The sequence below is a fragment of the Allobosea sp. FBZP-16 genome, from assembly GCF_002831785.1.
Lineage (GTDB): Bacteria > Pseudomonadota > Alphaproteobacteria > Rhizobiales > Beijerinckiaceae > Allobosea > Allobosea lupini.
Genome location: NZ_LNCQ01000012.1, coordinates 130,001 through 145,639, shown reverse-complemented (window position 1 = coordinate 145,639; position 15,639 = coordinate 130,001). Strand labels below are relative to the sequence as shown.

At 66.7% G+C, this 15,639-nt stretch carries 20 protein-coding genes (1 of these 20 running past the window's edge); 9 read left to right on the top strand and 11 right to left on the bottom strand.

Translation table 11 applies throughout. The features are described 5' to 3' along the window. Position 1: 1 nt before the first annotated feature. The 3 genes from CXY91_RS03250 to acnA all read right to left on the bottom strand — a co-directional run bounded on the left by CXY91_RS03250 (position 2) and on the right by acnA (position 3,756). Positions 2-463, bottom strand: coding sequence for a 3-hydroxyacyl-ACP dehydratase FabZ family protein (locus tag CXY91_RS03250; RefSeq protein WP_091843110.1), 462 nt, complete (start codon positions 461-463; stop codon positions 2-4). A 107-nt stretch (positions 464-570) separates the two neighbouring features. Further along, positions 571-852, bottom strand: a complete 282-nt coding sequence (locus tag CXY91_RS03245) for an acyl carrier protein (protein ID WP_066473700.1) — start codon at positions 850-852, stop codon at positions 571-573. Between the two features lie 192 nt (positions 853-1,044). Then, the gene (gene acnA, locus CXY91_RS03240) at positions 1,045-3,756 is read right to left on the bottom strand and encodes an aconitate hydratase AcnA (RefSeq protein ID WP_100959275.1); all 2,712 of its coding nucleotides are present in this window, start codon (positions 3,754-3,756) and stop codon (positions 1,045-1,047) included. A gap of 236 nt (positions 3,757-3,992) precedes the next feature. Here acnA and ccmA point away from each other — a divergent pair, with 236 nt between their 5' ends. Next, the gene (ccmA, locus tag CXY91_RS03235; protein WP_248307334.1) at positions 3,993-4,613 is read left to right on the top strand and encodes a heme ABC exporter ATP-binding protein CcmA; all 621 of its coding nucleotides are present in this window, start codon (positions 3,993-3,995) and stop codon (positions 4,611-4,613) included. Then, positions 4,610-5,275: a heme exporter protein CcmB gene (gene ccmB, locus CXY91_RS03230; RefSeq protein WP_100959274.1), complete on the top strand. Its 666-nt coding sequence runs from the start codon at positions 4,610-4,612 to the stop codon at positions 5,273-5,275. The genes ccmA and ccmB overlap by 4 nt, the downstream gene beginning before the upstream one ends. A gap of 4 nt (positions 5,276-5,279) precedes the next feature. Here the strand turns inward: ccmB and CXY91_RS03225 are convergent, their stop codons facing one another. Beyond that, positions 5,280-5,507, bottom strand: coding sequence for a hypothetical protein (locus CXY91_RS03225; RefSeq protein ID WP_091843121.1), 228 nt, complete (start codon positions 5,505-5,507; stop codon positions 5,280-5,282). A gap of 203 nt (positions 5,508-5,710) precedes the next feature. Between CXY91_RS03225 and CXY91_RS03220 the strand changes: the two genes are divergently transcribed. From CXY91_RS03220 to CXY91_RS03205, 4 genes are all read left to right on the top strand, one after another. Continuing rightward, positions 5,711-5,953 (top strand): hypothetical protein, encoded by a 243-nt coding sequence (locus CXY91_RS03220; RefSeq protein ID WP_100959364.1) that lies wholly within the window; start codon positions 5,711-5,713, stop codon positions 5,951-5,953. A 109-nt stretch (positions 5,954-6,062) separates the two neighbouring features. After that, entirely contained in the window at positions 6,063-6,821 is a 759-nt protein-coding gene (locus CXY91_RS03215) for a heme ABC transporter permease (RefSeq protein WP_100959273.1), read from the top strand. Continuing rightward, positions 6,818-6,991 carry a heme exporter protein CcmD gene (gene ccmD, locus CXY91_RS03210; protein WP_091843129.1) on the top strand — a complete coding sequence of 58 codons (174 nt, stop codon included), beginning with the start codon at positions 6,818-6,820 and terminating at the stop codon, positions 6,989-6,991. The genes CXY91_RS03215 and ccmD overlap by 4 nt, the downstream gene beginning before the upstream one ends. Then, positions 6,988-7,584: a DsbE family thiol:disulfide interchange protein gene (locus tag CXY91_RS03205; RefSeq protein WP_100959272.1), complete on the top strand. Its 597-nt coding sequence runs from the start codon at positions 6,988-6,990 to the stop codon at positions 7,582-7,584. The genes ccmD and CXY91_RS03205 overlap by 4 nt, the downstream gene beginning before the upstream one ends. 10 nt (positions 7,585-7,594) lie before the next feature. On the opposite strand, the gene purQ is transcribed toward CXY91_RS03205, so the two are convergent. The 4 genes from purQ to purC all read right to left on the bottom strand — a co-directional run bounded on the left by purQ (position 7,595) and on the right by purC (position 9,992). Beyond that, complete coding sequence (purQ, locus tag CXY91_RS03200) at positions 7,595-8,290, bottom strand: phosphoribosylformylglycinamidine synthase subunit PurQ (RefSeq protein ID WP_091843137.1); 696 nt, start codon at positions 8,288-8,290, stop codon at positions 7,595-7,597. A 3-nt stretch (positions 8,291-8,293) separates the two neighbouring features. Then, positions 8,294-8,536 carry a phosphoribosylformylglycinamidine synthase subunit PurS gene (gene purS, locus CXY91_RS03195; RefSeq protein ID WP_091843141.1) on the bottom strand — a complete coding sequence of 81 codons (243 nt, stop codon included), beginning with the start codon at positions 8,534-8,536 and terminating at the stop codon, positions 8,294-8,296. A 65-nt stretch (positions 8,537-8,601) separates the two neighbouring features. Further along, positions 8,602-9,135: a hypothetical protein gene (locus CXY91_RS03190; RefSeq protein ID WP_158673249.1), complete on the bottom strand. Its 534-nt coding sequence runs from the start codon at positions 9,133-9,135 to the stop codon at positions 8,602-8,604. A 62-nt stretch (positions 9,136-9,197) separates the two neighbouring features. After that, on the bottom strand, positions 9,198-9,992 hold the full coding sequence (gene purC, locus CXY91_RS03185) for a phosphoribosylaminoimidazolesuccinocarboxamide synthase (protein WP_091843148.1): 795 nt from the start codon (positions 9,990-9,992) through the stop codon (positions 9,198-9,200). A 344-nt stretch (positions 9,993-10,336) separates the two neighbouring features. Between purC and CXY91_RS03180 the strand changes: the two genes are divergently transcribed. Both CXY91_RS03180 and CXY91_RS03175 read left to right on the top strand, forming a co-directional pair. Beyond that, on the top strand, positions 10,337-10,660 hold the full coding sequence (locus CXY91_RS03180) for a DUF1476 domain-containing protein (RefSeq protein ID WP_091843151.1): 324 nt from the start codon (positions 10,337-10,339) through the stop codon (positions 10,658-10,660). A 143-nt stretch (positions 10,661-10,803) separates the two neighbouring features. Continuing rightward, positions 10,804-11,589, top strand: coding sequence for an HpcH/HpaI aldolase family protein (locus CXY91_RS03175; RefSeq protein WP_100959363.1), 786 nt, complete (start codon positions 10,804-10,806; stop codon positions 11,587-11,589). Positions 11,590-11,593: 4 nt separating this feature from the next. On the opposite strand, the gene CXY91_RS03170 is transcribed toward CXY91_RS03175, so the two are convergent. Continuing rightward, the gene (locus CXY91_RS03170) at positions 11,594-12,235 is read right to left on the bottom strand and encodes a DNA-3-methyladenine glycosylase family protein (protein WP_100959270.1); all 642 of its coding nucleotides are present in this window, start codon (positions 12,233-12,235) and stop codon (positions 11,594-11,596) included. Between the two features lie 89 nt (positions 12,236-12,324). Between CXY91_RS03170 and gluQRS the strand changes: the two genes are divergently transcribed. Then, positions 12,325-13,209, top strand: coding sequence for a tRNA glutamyl-Q(34) synthetase GluQRS (gluQRS, locus tag CXY91_RS03165; protein ID WP_100959269.1), 885 nt, complete (start codon positions 12,325-12,327; stop codon positions 13,207-13,209). 37 nt (positions 13,210-13,246) lie between these two features. On the opposite strand, the gene CXY91_RS03160 is transcribed toward gluQRS, so the two are convergent. Together CXY91_RS03160 and CXY91_RS03155 are read right to left on the bottom strand one after the other, a co-directional pair. Further along, positions 13,247-14,164: an AEC family transporter gene (locus CXY91_RS03160; RefSeq protein ID WP_100959268.1), complete on the bottom strand. Its 918-nt coding sequence runs from the start codon at positions 14,162-14,164 to the stop codon at positions 13,247-13,249. 27 nt (positions 14,165-14,191) lie between these two features. Next, on the bottom strand, positions 14,192-15,639 hold the 3' portion of the coding sequence (locus tag CXY91_RS03155) for a M23 family metallopeptidase (protein WP_248307333.1). Its footprint extends 589 nt past the window's final position; 1,448 of the gene's 2,037 nt are visible here — the last part of the coding sequence; its start codon lies beyond the right edge, outside the window; its stop codon occupies positions 14,192-14,194.

The window sequence follows — 15,639 nt, the reverse complement described above, 5'->3', positions numbered from 1 at the left end:
GTCAGGCTGCCTCCGGGGAGAGACCGATGGCGGCGATGCGGCTCTGCATCAGCGTGCGCATATCGGCGGGGAAAGGCATCAGGCGAAAGCGCAGCTCGGCATCGCAGATCGGCTTGCCTGCGATGGCGATCTTCGCCTTGGTCGCTGCGTAACCGGAGCCCTCGTGGACGAGTTCGGCGCTGACGTCGAGCACCGCATTCGGTTCGACGAACGTGCGGAAGCGCGCCTTGTCGACCATCATCAGGAACGGCATCTGCGTCAGGCCGTTGAGCCCGAGCAGAAGATAACCGGAGGCTTGCGCCATGGTTTCGGTCAGCAGGACGCCGGGAACGAGCGGGTGGCCGGGAAAATGGCCCTCGAAGACCGGGCTTGTCGCCGGAACGGTCGAGCGGGTCAGGATCCGCTTGGCCGCCGGATCGAAGCTCTCGACCTTGTCGATCATGTCGAAATATTCGAGGCGCATGCGGTTCCAACCCGTCTCGCCGCGATCGGGGTCGTGCCCCGCTTGCGGCGTCTCAACGTCCAGCGTCGGCCCCGACGGGCCGGGATGCGCTCAGGCGGCCAATTTACTCAGGCAGCCTTGGCGGCGACGAGGTCGTCGATGCGCTTGCACAGGTTCTCGAGCACGAAATACTGCTCGGCCGGCGCTTTGCCCTCGTTGACCTCCTGGGTCCACTGCTCCAGCGGCAGCTTGATGCCGAAGGCCTTGTCGATCGCAAAGGCGATGTCGAGGAAGGCGAGGGAGTCGATGCCGAGATCGTCGATCGCGTGGCTCTGGGGCGTGATCTTCTCGCGAGGAATGTCGCAAGTTTCCGAAATGATGCCGGCGACCGTCTCGAACGTGGCGGACATGCGGGTGCTCCCGTCTTGGATGATGATGGCGGACGGCGTCCGGGCGCGTTCGCCCCGCGCCTGCCCCAAGCCCCCCGCCGAGGATGACTGTGACCGCCCCCTTACACCTGCGTGCAGGATAGGACAACCGTCACGACCAAAAGAGAGACGCCCGGCTTTTGGCCGGGCGTCCAGTATTGTCCTCGCCGAGCCTTAGGCGGCGATGCCGCGCAGCACGTAGTGCAGGATGCCGGCGTTCTTGAAGTAGTCGAGCTCGTCCAGCGTATCGATGCGGCAGAGGATCGGAACCTTCTTCACCTTGCCATCGGCATAGGTGATCTCGGCTTCGAGCGTCTGGCGCGGCTTGACGGTGGCGAGACCCTTGATCGTCACGCTCTCGTCGCCCTTGAGGCCGAGCGAGGCCCAGCTCGTGCCCTCCTGCAGGGTGAACGGCACCACGCCCATGCCGACCAGGTTGGAGCGGTGAATGCGCTCGAAGCTCTGGGCGATCACGGCCTTGACGCCGAGCAGGTTGGTGCCCTTGGCGGCCCAGTCACGCGACGAGCCGTTGCCGTATTCGACGCCGGCGAAGATCACCAGCGGCACCTTCTCGGCCTGGTAGCGCATCGCCGCGTCGTAGATCGGCAGCTCTTCCTTGCTGGGGTAGTGGATGGTGTAGCCGCCTTCGCGGCCGTTCGGGCCCATCATGTGATTGCGGATGCGGATATTGGCGAAGGTGCCGCGCATCATCACCTCATGATTGCCGCGGCGCGTGCCGTACTGGTTGAAGTCCGCGACGGCGACGCCATGCTCGGTGAGATAGGCACCGGCCGGCGAGGCGGCCTTGATCGAACCGGCCGGCGAGATGTGGTCGGTGGTGATCTTGTCGCCGAACAGGCCGAGGATGCGGGCGCCGACGATTTCGGTGACCGGAGCCGGCTGCTTGCCCATGCCGCGAAAATAGGGCGGGTTCTGGACATAGGTCGACTTGTCGTCCCAGGCATAGGTCTGGCCGGTCGGAGCCTTGACCTTCTGCCAGTTGGCGTCGCCCTTGAAGACGTCGGCATACTTCGCCTTGAAGATCGCCTTGGTGACGTTCTTGGCGATGAAGGCCTGGATCTCCTTGTTGGAAGGCCAGATGTCCTTGAGATAGACCGGCTTGCCGTCCTTGCCCATGCCGAGCGGCTCGGTGGTCAGGTCGATCTGCACGGACCCTGCCAGCGCATAGGCGACGACCAGCGGCGGCGATGCCAGGTAGTTCGCCTGGACGTCCGGAGAGACGCGGCCCTCGAAGTTGCGGTTGCCCGAGATCACGGCGCCGGCGATCAGGCCCTGATCGTTGATCGCCTTCGAGATCGGGGCCGGCAGCGGGCCGGAATTGCCGATGCAGGTGGTGCAGCCGAAGCCGACCAGGTTGAAGCCGAGCTTGTCGAGGTCCTTCTGCAGGCCGGCCTTGGCGAGATACTCGGCCACGACCTGCGAGCCGGGGGCCAGCGAGGTCTTGACCCAGGGCTTGACCTTGAGGCCCTTGGCCACCGCGTTGCGGGCGAGCAGGCCGGCAGCCATCAGCACCGACGGGTTCGAGGTGTTGGTGCAGGAGGTGATGGCGGCGATGACGACGTCGCCATGGCCGAGATCGAACTTCTCACCCTCGACCTTGACGCGGCGGGAGAGCTCGCCACCCTTCTTGTAGTCCGTATCCATCGCTGCGGCGAAGCCGGTCTTGATCGCGCCGAGATCGGCGCGGCCTTCCGGACGCTTCGGGCCGGCCATCGAGGCCTGGACGGTATTCAGGTCGAGCTCGAGCGTGTCGGTGAAGACCGGGTCGGGCGTCGAGCGCGTCGCGAACAGCCCCTGGGCCTTCGAGTACTTCTCGACCAGGGCGACACGGGCGGCCTTGCGGCTGGTGGTCTCCAGATAGTTCAGCGTCTCGGCGTCGACCGGGAAGAAGCCGCAGGTGGCGCCGTATTCGGGGCCCATATTGGCGATCGTTGCGCGGTCGGCCAGCGTCAGATTGTAGAGGCCGGGGCCGAAGAACTCGACGAACTTGCCGACGACGCCCTTCTTGCGCAGCATCTGCGTGACCGTCAGCACGAGGTCGGTCGCGGTGATGCCTTCCTTGAGCTTGCCGGTGAGCTTGAAGCCGATCACCTCGGGCAGCAGCATCGACTGCGGCTGGCCGAGCATGGCGGCCTCGGCCTCGATGCCGCCGACGCCCCAGCCGAGCACGGCGAGGCCGTTGACCATGGTGGTGTGCGAGTCGGTGCCGACCACGGTGTCGGGATAGGCGACCTCGACGGTTTCGGTCTTCTTGCCCCTCTTCACCTTCTCCTTCGCCGTCCAGACGGTCTGGGCGAGGTATTCCAGGTTGACCTGGTGGCAGATGCCGGTGCCGGGCGGGACGACGCGGAAATTGTCGAAGGCGCCCTGGCCCCATTTCAGGAAGCGGTAGCGCTCGCCATTGCGCTGGTATTCGAGATCGACGTTCTGCTTGAAGGCCTTGGGCGAGCCGAACTCGTCGACGATGACGGAGTGGTCGATGACGAGATCGACCGGCACCAGCGGGTTGATCTTCTTGGGATCGCCGCCGAGCGCGACGACGCCGTCACGCATCGCGGCGAGGTCGACCACCGCCGGCACGCCGGTGAAGTCCTGCATCAGCACGCGCGCCGGGCGGAAGCCGATCTCCTTGCCGGCCTTGCCCTTGTCGTCGAGCCAGCCGACGAAGGCCTCGATGTCGGCCTTGGTGACCGAGCGGCCGTCCTCGAAGCGCAGCAGGTTCTCAAGCAGCACCTTCATCGAGAAGGGCAGCTTGGAAATGCCGGCGAGGCCGTTCTTCTCGGCAGCCTTGAGAGAGTAATAGACATATTTCTTCGTGCCGACGGTCAGCGTCTTGCGGCACTTGAATGAATCGAGCGAGGCCATTTTGGCTTACATCCTGATCAAGGGGTTGCGGTCACGAGCCGAATCCCTCCTTGCGGATGAATCCGGTCGAAGGCCTGTTGCGCATGACGCGCACGCCGCCCCGGGAGTGCCCGAGCCCCGCGCCGGATCGGCGTGCGGCGTAGCCACGGGTTCTATAGATCAATTCCAAGAAGCTCGCTACAGGCTCGATATGCGTCAGATGAAGAGCTCATGACGCTTCGGAAGACAGGCTCGGCGTGACGCAGATTCCTTTCCAGAAATTCGCCCTGACAGCCGAAGGGCTCGCTTGCCGCCGCGGCGGGCGCGCGGTCTTCGGCGACGTCAGCTTCCACCTGGAAAATGGCACGGCGATCGCGCTCACCGGCCGCAACGGCGCCGGCAAATCGAGCCTGATCGCCATGGTGTGCGGGCGCCTGCGGCCCGAAGCCGGGGTGATCAAGCTCGAGGGGCAGGGCGACCTGCCGCCGGCCGAGGCAGTTCATCTGGTCGGCCACCGCGACGGGCTCAAGACCGCGCTGACCGCGGCCGAGAATTTGCGTTTCGCGCGGGATCTGCTTGGCCAGCCGGGCCTCGACCCGGCCGAGGCGCTCGCGACGGTCGGCCTGCCGCATGCCGGGTCGCTGCCGGTCGGCTATCTCTCGGCCGGCCAGCGCCGGCGCGTCGCGCTGGCACGCCTCCTGGTGGCGTCGCGGCCGATCTGGCTGCTGGACGAGCCGATGGCGGCACTGGATATCGGCTCGCAGGCGATGCTGTCGCAGCTCATGCAGGCACATCTGGCGGCGGGCGGCGCGATCCTGGCGGCGACCCACGGCCCGCTCGGCCTCGACGGCGCGCGCGAACTCAGGATCGGCCCGTGACCGGCGCCTTCCTTGCCATCCTCAGGCGCGATCTTGCTTTGGCTGTCCGGGCCGGCGGCGGCGGCGAGCTCGCGCTCGTCTTCTTCCTGACCGTCGTGGTGCTGATTCCGTTCGCGCTCGGGCCCGACCTCAACCTGCTGTCGCGGATCGGCCCGGCGATCCTTTGGCTCGGGGCGTTGCTGGCGACCTTGATCGGGCTCGACCGCCTGTTCCAGGCTGATGAGGAGGACGGCTCGCTCGATTTGATCCGCGGCGCGCCGCTGCCGCTCGAGCTCGCCGTCCTCGCCAAGGCGCTGGCGCATTGGCTGACGACCGGCCTGCCGCTGACCTTGGCCGCGCCGCTGCTCGGGCTGCTCGTCGCGCTGCCGGTGGAGAGCGTCCTGCCACTGACCGCGAGCCTCGCTTTAGGAACTCCGGCGCTGAGCTTCATCGGGGCGGGCGCCGCGGCACTAACCGCGAGCCTACGGCGGGGCGGCCTGATCCTGCCGATCCTGGTCGCGCCGCTGTGCGTGCCCGTGCTGATCTTCGGTGTTTCGGCTTCGGACGCGGCACGCGGGCCGATGCCGCTGCAGAGCCCGTTGCTGATCCTGGCTGCGTTATCGCTGATGGCGGCCGTGGTTGGCAGTGTCGCGGCGGCGGCAGCGTTGCGCCAGCCGGATTGAGGCGTCAGACCTCGGACAATTCACCCCGGTCGAGTTCCAGGGCGCAGCCAGATTGGGTTGCCAATCGGGCGACGGCGGCTGCGATGTCTTCGAGCGCGACATTCTCATCGATGAAACGGCGCTGGACGTCTTCGGCGACGCCGAAGACGTCGACGACCCGCGATTGACCTGCCTCCAGGCGCACGGCCGTCTCGATGTCGCGTCGCATGGGATCGGATAGCGTGATGAGCATGGCAATCCCTCCTACGACCCGATATTACGCCCGAGCTGAGTAGCGCTCAATAAAAAATATAACAATTTTAGATAGTTAGTAGATTGTGTCAGTGGAGTTTGAGTCGCTTGACGCTAAGGTGCCGTCGGCGACGCAGCCGCTTGCGGTTGAGTAACTCGCGCAAATATAGTCACTTACTCATTTCCAGCGCGATGGAGCGCGCCATGCCGGATTTGGAACGCGGCGAACGTCTGCAGATCATGCTCAGCGCGGACGAACTCCGTGCGGTCGAGAACTGGCGGTTCGAGAAGCGGATGCCGAGCCGCGCCGCGGCCGTCCGCGAATTGCTCAGGCGCGGCCTGAATGCCGAGGGCTTCGATGTCGCCGCCGACGGCGCTCGCTCGGGCAGCTTCAGCGTCCTCGACAAGGTCGATGGCGACGAGTCGGCCGTGCCGGAGAAGAACTAGCCTCCTTGCTAGCCTCATCGTCGCAGGTACCGCTCCTCGATTGTGAGCCGGGCCGGCGATTGCTACATGCTCACTGGTCGAAAGAAGAGCAGAGCCGGCCACCACCGTCATGGCGAGCCTTACCGAACTGGCCAATCCGGCGCGCTTCATGCGCCTGTCGAGCATCTTGCTGCCCTGGCTCGCGGGGGCGGCGGCGCTGCTGCTCGCCATCGGCTTCTATCTCGTCTGGTTCGTCGCCCCCTCCGATTACCAGCAGGGCGAGACCATCAAGATCATGTACATCCATGTGCCGGCGGCCTGGCTGGCGCTGATGTTCTATTCGATGATGGCGCTCTCGGCGCTGGGCGTATTGGTCTGGCGCCATCCGCTCGCCGACGTCGCCCAGCAGGCGGCGGCGCCGATCGGCGCCTGCTTCGCACTGATCTGCCTGCTGACCGGGTCGTTCTGGGGCAAGCCGATGTGGGGCACCTACTGGGTCTGGGATGCGCGCCTGACCTCGATGCTGGTGCTGTTCCTCATCTATCTCGGCCTGATCGCGCTGCGCCGGGCCATCGACGAGCCTTCGCGGGCCGGCCGCGCCGTCGCGATCCTGACGCTGGTCGGCTGCGTCAACATCCCGATCATCAAGTTCTCGGTCGACTGGTGGAGCACATTGCATCAGCCGGCCTCGGTGCTGCGGCTGGGCGGGCCGACCATCCATTCCTCGATGCTCTGGCCGCTGGTGATCACCGCGATCGGTTTCACGCTGCTGGCGCTGGCGCTGCATTGCGCCGCCATGCAGGCCGAGATCCTGCGCCGGCGCGTGCGCACACTGACGATCTTCGAGGCCGAGCGGCTCGACCGGCTCTCGCTGCAGGCGGCGCAATGACGGACGTGCTCGGACCCCATGCCGGCTTCATCCTCGCCGCCTATCTGGCTGCGGCCGTGATACTCGGCGGTCTCGCCGCCGCGATCCTGCTCGACCGGCGCGCGCAGCGGCGTGCACTGGCGGCGCTGGAAGAGCGCGGCGCCGGTCGTCGTGGCGGAGCGTCGTCATGAGCGAGGCGTCCGTTTCAGCGCCGCGACGGTCGCCCTGGCTCTATGCGATCCCGCTGCTGGTTTTCGCGGCCTTGGCGGCGGTGTTCGCCAAAGGGCTGTTCTCGGGCGATGCCAGCAAGGTGCCCTCGGCCCTGATCGGCAAGCCGGCCCCGGCGGTCACATTGGCGCCGCTCGAAGGCCTGCAGCGCGATGGCCAACCTGTGCCGGCCTTCGGCATGGCTGATCTCGCCAAGGGCAAGGCGACGATCGTCAACGTCTTCGCCAGCTGGTGCGCGCCCTGCCGGGTCGAGCATCCCTTCCTCGTCGCCATGGCCGATTCAGCCGCGGTGAAGCAGGGCAAGGTCCAGCTCGTCGGCTTCAACTACAAGGACGAGGCCGAGAACGCCCGCCGCTTCCTCGGCGCGCTCGGCAATCCCTATTCCGCCGTCGGTGCCGATAGTGCCGGCCGCGCCGCGATCGACTGGGGCGTCTACGGCGTGCCCGAGACTTTCCTGATCGGGCCGGACGGGCGCATCCTCGACAAGCATGTCGGCCCGCTCGACGGGCAGGCAGCGTCACGCATGCTGGCGAAGGCGGCGGCGCTGGTGAAGTGACGGCCGCAGGTCAGGCCGCCTTCTTGCCGCCGACCAGGCTTTCGAACATGCCGCGGCCGTCGGTGCCGCCGACGAGGCCGTCGATCAGATTCTCCGGATGCGGCATCAGGCCGAGCACGTTGCGGCCGGGCGAATAGATGCCGGCGATGCCGTTGAGGGAGCCGTTCGGATTGGTCGCGGCAGTCACGTTCCCATCCGCATCGCAATAGCGGAAGGCAACGAGTCCCTCGCCTTCGAGCCGGGCCAGCGTCTCGGGGTCGCAGATATAGTTGCCCTCGCCATGGGCGATGCAGACATCGATCACCTGCCCCTTGGCATAGGCCGAGGTGAAGGCGGTGTCGTTGCGCTCGACCTTGAGATGCTGGCGCTTGCAGACGAATTTCAGATCGGCGTTGCGGGCCAGTACGCCCGGCAGCAGGCCGGCCTCGCAGGCGATCTGGAAGCCGTTGCAGATGCCGAGAACGAGGCCGCCGCGTGCCGCATGCGCCCGCGTCGCGTCCATGATGTGGGCGCGGCCGGCGATGGCGCCGCAGCGCAGATAGTCGCCATAGGAGAAGCCGCCGGGCAGGACGACGAGGTCGGTGCCACCAGGCAGCTCATGGTCGCCATGCCAGACATGGTCGACCGTGGCGCCCGCCTGGCGCAGAGCCTTGGCGACGTCACCGTCGCGATTCGAGCCGGGGAAGGTGATGACGGCGGCGCGCATCGGTCAGGCTCCGATCTCGACCCGGTAGTTCTCGATGACGGTGTTGGCGAGGAGTTTCTCGCAGGCCGCCTTGAGGGCGGCCTCGGCCGCGGCCTTGTCGGCGCCGTCGAGCTCGATGTCGAAGACCTTCCCCTGGCGGACCGAGCCGACGCCGTCGATGCCGAGGGATTTCAGCGCGCCCTCGATCGCCTTGCCCTGCGGGTCGAGCACGCCGGTCTTGAGGGTGACGGTGACGCGGGCTTTCATCGTGATCTCCGGAACGGGGCGCTTGTCGGTTCGCTTAGCGGTGAATCGGTGCCGGCTCAACCATTTCAGCGACTCGCCCAGGTCGCGCGGGCGAAATCCTGGGCGGCCTGCGAATCGTTGGTCACGGCGATCGCCATGGACAGCGTGGCGTCCTTGCGCGCGTAGAGGATCGCGGTCGCAGCCAGGCGGCCGCCGTCCCTGGCGCGGATTTCGACGAGGATGCCGTCGGTGCCGTCCTGCTTGAAGCGCGAGACGGTGGTCGTGCTCTTCGGCTTCTCGGCCCGCTTCGCCTTTGGGCGCTTGGAGAACTCGCGTGCCAGCCGCGCCGGGTTGAGCGCAAGCGTCCGCGCCATGTCCGCGGCCTCGCTGCCTTCGAAGCTGAGCAGCGCGGCAACGCCCGGCCGCTCGCAGTCCTGCGGCGTGCAGAAGACCATCGCCTTCGGATTGATGCCGTCGTTGACGACCCAGTTCTGGATCGGCAGCGGTTCCCAGCCGCGCCCGGCTGCGAGCTGGACCAGGCCCGGCCCGAAATGATCGGCGCAGCCGGCGATCAGGATCATGCCGAGCGCGAGCGCGCCGAAACGCAAACGGGAGCGCAAGCGCCCCCGTCCGGTCGTCTGGGACTTGGTAGCCGTCATGCTCACAGCACGAGGCGCGACAATTACTGCACCAGCCGGGGGCCCGCCGGGCCCGGCTTTTCGTTCTCGCCGAGAATACCGAGCCGGCGCGCCACTTCGGTATAGGCCTCGATCAACCCACCCAGGTCGCGACGGAAGCGATCCTTGTCCATCTTGTCTTTCGACCTGATGTCCCAGAGCCGGCAGGAATCGGGGCTGATCTCGTCGGCAACGACGATGCGCATCATGTCGCCTTCCCAGAGCCGGCCGCACTCGATCTTGAAGTCGACGAGACGGATGCCGGCGCCGAGGAAGAGGCCGGAGAGGAAATCATTGACGCGAATGGCAAGCGCCATGATGTCGTCGATCTCCTGCGGCGTCGCCCAGCCGAAGGCCGTGATGTGCTCTTCCGAGACCATCGGATCGCCCAGCGCGTCGTTCTTGTAGTAGAACTCGATGATCGAGCGCGGCAGCTGGGTGCCTTCCTCGATGCCGAGCTTGGTCGAGAGCGAGCCGGCGGCGACATTGCGGACCACGACCTCGAGCGGAATGATCTCGACCTCGCGAATCAGCTGCTCGCGCATGTTCAGGCGGCGGATGAAATGCGTGGGAACGCCGATATCGTTGAGATTGCTGAAGATGTGCTCGGAGATGCGGTTGTTCAGCACGCCCTTGCCGTCGATCACTTCGTGCTTCTTGGCATTGAAGGCGGTCGCGTCGTCCTTGAAATGCTGGATCAGCGTTCCAGGCTCCGGTCCTTCATAGAGGACCTTCGCCTTGCCTTCGTAAATGCGACGGCGGCGGTTCATCGGGATATACCGTGGCTTGAGGAAATCCAAAGGGTCGGCCTCTCTCTGGTCGCGGTTGCCCGCGGCGGGATCATGGCCCTTTTCAGCACGCTCTCGCGCAATCTCGTTGCTCTGTCGAGTTCGATCCTGGCGCGCCGGTCCGGCTGGTTCATGCGGGCCCTGCTCCCTAGGAACCGGCCACACGTCGCGCTATATGGGCCTTTCGTGCTGCAAACGCAACAAAGCGCCTGAGGCGGGGTCGCGACGCCGGATTTGGCCGTGCCGGATCAGGTTGGACAGCTGGGCCTCTAGCCCGCACCGCCATCACATTGCTATATGGCGAAGCTCATATCGCGCCGCAGCAAGATTGCCGCTCCGAAGAGGATAAGAACCAGATGACCACCTTCGACCAGCGCAAGGACGCCTACGAGAACAAGTTCGCGCATGATGAGGAGCTCCGCTTCAAGGCGACGGCCCGGCGCAACAAGCTGCTCGGCCTGTGGGCCGCGGAGAAGCTCGGCAAGAGCGGCGCCGATGCCGATGCCTATGCCAAGTCCGTGGTGCTCGCCGATTTCGAGGAGGCCGGCGACGACGACGTGCTGCGCAAGGTCAAGGCCGATTTCGCCGCGGGCGGCGTCACGGTCGCGGACGATGAGATCCGTCGGACGATGACCGAGCTCCTGATAAAGGCCGCCGACGAGATCCAGGCCGGCCGCTAACGACGCTCGGGCGCAGTGCGGACTTCATCGCATTGCGCCCTTGAGCATGGTGCATGCCGCATCGTTTGCCTTTCACCGCCGGTTCGGTCCAGGGTCGCCGGACCCGCCAGTGGTGAAGAGCGGGCAACCGGATGAATGCGCTCATGACCGCCGCCAAGCCGACCGTGCTGTCCTCGCTCGCCGATCGTCTCGCCAAGGGCGAGACGCTGCTGTCCGCGTGGTGCGGGCTGCCGGATCCGAGCATCGCCGCGATCCTGGCGCAGGAAGACTTCGACGCGGTCACGCTCGACATGCAGCACGGCCCGATCACGCTCGCCGAGGTGATCCGGGCGATTCCGCTGATCAACGCGGCCGGCAAGCCGGCGCTGGCCCGCATTCCGGTCGGCGAGTTCCAGAACGTCTCGAAGCTGTTCGATTCCGGCGCCTCCGGCGTCATCGCGCCGATGATCAACACGATCGAGGATGCGCGCCGGCTCGCGGCCTATGCCAAGTATCCGCCGCTCGGCGAGCGCAGCTGGGGCAGCTATGGCGGCCTCGGCGCCTCCGGCCTCGACCAGAACGGCTATCTCCGGCAGGCCAACAGCTTCTCGCTGACCTTCGCGATGATCGAGACCCGCGAGGCATTGGCGATCGTCGACGACATCCTCGCGCTCGAGGGGATCGACGCGCTCTTCGTCGGCCCGTCCGATCTCTCGATCGCGCTGTCGGGCGGCGCCTCCGTCAATGCCTCGGCCAAGGAGGTCGATGACGCGCTGCGCCACATCGTGGCGCGGGCCAATGCCGTGAAGAAGCCGGTCGCCTTCTATGCTGCGAGCGCCGAACGGGCCGCGGAAGGTGTCGCACTCGGCGCGCGTCTGGTCACCGTGATGAGCGATACGGGCTTCCTGCGTCATGCGGCGCAGGCTGCGCTGAAGATCGCGCGCGGCTGACGCTTCAGGCGTTGATGCCCTCGCGCGATTTCAGCGCGGCGTAATAGGCCCAGAGCAGGCGTGCGGCAACGCCTCGCCAGGGCCGCCAGGCTTCAGCGAGTTCCGCCAGTTCGGCGGGATTTGGCCGCAATGGCAGCCCAAAAGCGACCTTCGCGGCCTCCTGCACCGCGAGGTCGCCGGCAGCGAAGCCGTCGCGATGGCCGAGGCAGAACAGCAGGTAGACATCCGCCGTCCAGGGGCCGATGCCGGAAACGGCCGTCATGTGCGCGTGGACGAATTCCGGCGTCGCCGTCTCCAGCGCGGCAAGGTCGAGCCGGTTCTCGGCGATCGCCGTGGCGACGGCGCGCAGCGTCTTCTGCTTCGGCCGGGACAGACCCGACAGCCGCATCTCCTCGTCGCTGGCAGCGAGGACGCGTTCCGGCGTCAGCGGGGCGAGCACGCTCTCGACCCTCGCCCAGACGGCGCGGGCGCTTGCCACCGAAAGCTGCTGCGAGACGATGATCGAGGCCAGGCTCGAAAACCCGCTCTCGCGGCGGCGCAGCGGCGGGATGCCGGTCCGGGCGATGATCTGGTCCCAGACGGGATCGAGCGTGGTGAGGGCAGCCATGCCCTCTTCGAGATCGGCGGTGCAGGAGATCGTCGTCATGTTGCCCGGGTCTATTGCCGATCGCTGCTCCTGGTCCTGTCAGGAGGCAGGGCTTGGCGAGGCTCGCCGCAAACCATAGACAGAAGCAGATGGCATCGTCTCCACCCGTTTTCCGGTTCGCGCCGAGCCCGAACGGGCGGCTGCATCTCGGCCATGCCTATTCGGCGCTGCTCAACCAGCGGCTGGCGGGGCGCTTCGGCGGCGAGCTGCTGCTGCGGATCGAGGATATCGACCTGACGCGCTGCCGGCACGAATTCGAGCAGGGCATTTATGATGACCTCGCCTGGCTGGGGATTTCGTTCCTACCGGAGGTGCGGCGGCAATCCCGGCATTTCGACGATTATCGCCGCGCGCTGGACAGGCTCGATGCGATGGGGCTGGTCTATCCCTGCTTCTGCTCGCGCCAGCAGGTGAAGGAGGCCGTGGGCCGATGCGAGGCCGAGAGCGGAATGCCCTGGCCGTGCGATCCCGACGGCGCGCCGCTCTATCCCGGCACCTGTCGTGACCTGAGTGAAGCCGAGGCACGCCGACGCCGCGCCGTCGGCGAGCCGCATGTGCTGCGGCTCGCCATGGACCGGGCCCTGGCGCGGGTGGCGGGCGCAGCGCTCGTCTACCGGCTCTTCGACGAAACTGGAGCACAGCGGGACGTCACCGTCGATCCGGCCGGTTGGGGCGATGTCGTGCTGGTGCGCAAGGACGTGCCGACGAGCTATCATCTCTCGGTGGTCGTCGACGACGCGCTGCAGGGTGTCAGCCATGTCGTTCGCGGGCGGGATCTGGAAGCGGCGACCGGGATCCATGTCCTGCTGCAACGCCTGCTCGACCTGCCGACGCCGCGCTATCATTTCCATCAGCTGCTGAACGACGAAACCGGGCAGAAGCTGGCGAAGAGCCGGCTGTCCCGGAGCCTCGCCGATCTGCGGGCGGACGGGGCGACGCCGGAGGCGATCCGGCGGCAGCTCGGTTTCACGTGAATCGCTGCCCGGCCGGATCCTCGTCAGGCCGAGGCGTTCAGCCCACGCCCAGAAAGGTGAGCCAGCCGACGGTGGTGAAGAGCGAAAGTCCGGTCGATAGCGCGATCGCGCTGGAGGCGTCGGCGACGCCCTGCTTGTAGCGCTCGGCGAAGAGATAGGCGTTGATGCCGCAGGGACAGGCGGCGAAGAGCACGGCGACCCCAGCCCAGGCCACCGGCATGGCGAACACTTTGGTCGCCAGCAGGAAGACGATCAGCGGGTGCAGGATGAGCTTGAGGAGGCTCAGGATCGCCGGCAGGGCGATGCCGGAGGCCAGGCCGTAGCGCCGTAGCGCAATGCCGAGGCTGACCAGAGCGCAGGGGACGGCGGCGCCCGCGATCAGGTCGACGATCGACCAGAGCGGCGCCGGAAGCATGCCGACGAAGGGGCGCGCGGCGCTGCCCAACAGGATGCCGACGACGATCGGGTGGGTGAACAGGCGCCTGAGCAGCAGGAGCGGCGAAGTCCCTTTGCCCTCGGCGAGCAGCGTCGCGGCCGTCATCGTCACCGGCAAATGCACGGCGAGCAGCAGGCTCAGGGGCACCGCGCCAGCTTCGCCATAGGCCTTCAGGATCATCGGGATGCCGACGAAGACGGTGTTCGATTGGGCTGCGGCGAAGCCGGAGACGACAAGCTCGGGACCTTTGCGGGCGAACAGATGCCGCGCCACGAGCTGGGCGATCACCCAGACGACGGCGAGGCCGGCGAAGTAGGAAATCCAGTAGCCCCAGGGCTGGTCCGGCGGGATCGTGGCCGTCGCCAGCGTCTTGAACAGCAGGCAGGGGATGGCGAGGACGAAGACGAAATCGGAGAGGCCCTCGCCGGTCGTTTCCCGCAGAAGCTTCAGCCAGCGGGCACCATAGCCGATCGCGATCAGGCCGAAGACGGGGAGGACGATGAGGAAGGAGGATAGCATCAGGCCCGCCGGGCAGGGAAACGAGGTTCAGCGCAATTGCGCGGTCTGGCCTCCGGCCTTTTCGATCAGGCCCAGAACTTCGTCGCGCTGGCGCTTGAACTCGACCAGTGCCTTGCCGTCGAGCTCGCGGCCGCGCGGCACCTTGATCTTCATCGGGTTGACGAAGTTGCCGTTGACCAGGACCTCGTAGTGGAGATGCGGCCCGGTCGAGAGGCCGGTGTTGCCGAGGAAGCCGATCACCTGGCCCTGACGGACCTTGACGCCGGGCGCGATGCCCTTGGCGAAGGCCGACTGGTGCGAGTAGGCGGTGACATAGCCGTTGGCGTGCTGGATCTCGATGCGCCGGCCATAGCCGGAATCCCATTCGGCCTTGATGATCGTGCCGTTGCCGGCGGCCAGGATCGGCGTGCCGATCTTGTTGGCCCAGTCGATGCCGGTATGCATCTTCGAATAGCGCATGATCGGGTGGTAGCGCATGCCGAAGCCCGAGCGCATCTCGCCGTCGCTGATCGGCTTGCGCAGCAGGAACTTCTTCAGCGAGCGGCCGTCGCTGTCGAAATAGTCGATCAGCCCATCCTCGGGCGCCTGATAGCGGAAAACCTGCCGCGTCTCGCCATTGACGGTGAGGCTCGCTGACAGAATCTCGGCGCGCTCGCCGTCGTCGTCGTCGGTGAAGATGACTTCGAGATTGTCGCCGCCGCGCACCCGCTGCTGGAAATCGAGGTCATAGGAGAAGATCCGGACGAGTTCGTCGATCAGCGGGCGCGGCAGGTCGTGGCGCAGCCCGGTCTCGTAGAGGCTCTCATAGAGGCGCGCGCCGGTGCCGCCCTCCTCTTCCTCTTCCTCCTCGTCGTCCTGCGCGCCGGCCTGCGATTTCTGCTGCGGCCCGGCAACTTCCACTCGCGGCAGCGAGACCGGGACGAACAGGCCCTTGTCGTTGATCGCGACGGCGGCCGAAGGGCGCCCATTCTCGAGCAGGGCGACGCGAACGATCTGGCGGGGATCGCCGGGGCGCGGGCCGGGCGCGAACAGAGCCTGCAGCACCTGGCCCTCCGGAAGGGCGGCGACCTTCACGCGGCCGTCGAAGGCCTTCATCATCGAGACGATCTGGTCGCGGTTGGCGCCGGCATTGCGCACCACGGTTTCGAAATTCTCGCCGCGGCGGGTGATCAGGAGCTTTTCCTCGACCTGCGGCTCGCGGGTGGCCGCCATCGGAGTCTTCGGCGCGTTGGTGACGTTCTCCGGGACGACACGAACCTCGATGCCCGAGAAGGAGGTGTCTGTAGCGGGGGCATAGGATAGCAGGCTGCCGGCGGCGCCGGCGGCCTGGTTGCCTTGAGCCAGGGTGCGGCTCAGCATCAGCTGAGGCGGGATCGGCAGAGCGGCGCGGCGGTCGGCGGCGGCCAGGTTGGCGCGCTCTTCCTCCATCTGGTTGACGACGTCGGCGTCGGTCAGATTGGCCTTGCCGGGCGCGA